General features: G+C 72.9%; 1 protein-coding gene. It reads right to left on the bottom strand.

Annotated elements, in window-relative coordinates:
• The coding region (locus ABFX50_RS50965) for a GlxA family transcriptional regulator (protein WP_346158552.1) at window positions 1-595 on the bottom strand (595 nt) is incomplete at its 3' end.
• Window positions 596-642: the final 47 nt, after the last annotated feature.

Genomic DNA, 642 nt, shown 5'->3' on the forward strand with positions numbered 1-642 from the left:
CGGGCGGGGGCCCTGCCGCTCGCCGGGCCCGAGCGCGGAAGACGTGCCGGTAGGTCTGAGGGGTCATGCCGGTGACGCGTCCGAAGTGAAGCCGGAGGTTGGCGGCGGTACTGAAACCGGTACGGCGCGCGATCCTCTCGACCGGCTCGTCGGAGGTCTCCAGCAGTTCCTGGGCGAGCCGCACCCTCTGCTGGAGGAGCCACCGCAGGGGAGTGGTCCCCAGCTTGTCGTGGAAGCGGCGAGCGAGGGTGCGCTCGCTCAGCTTCGCCGTCCTGGCGAACTGCGAAACGGTCAGCGGCTGGTCCAGGTGGTCGCGCGCCCACTGCAGCACCGGTGCCAGGTCGTCGCTGTTCTCGGGCTGGACCAGCAACGGGGCGTGCTGGGCCTGCCCGCCCTCCCGGTGCGGCGGCACGACCATGCGGCGGGCCACCTCGTTGGCGACCGCGGCCCCGTGGTCGCGGCGCAGCAGGTGGAGGCACAGGTCGACGGCGGCGCCCGTGCCTGCCGAGGTGAGGACGTCCCCGTCGTCGGTGTAGAGCACGGCCGGTTCGAAGCGGACCTCGGGGAAGCGGTGGGTGAAGTCGCCGGCGTTCATCCAGTGTGTCGTGGCAGGACGCCCTGCCAGCACGCCGGCGGCGGCGA

This window comes from Nonomuraea recticatena (genome assembly GCF_039533245.1).
GTDB classification, from domain to species: Bacteria; Actinomycetota; Actinomycetes; order Streptosporangiales; family Streptosporangiaceae; genus Nonomuraea; species Nonomuraea roseola.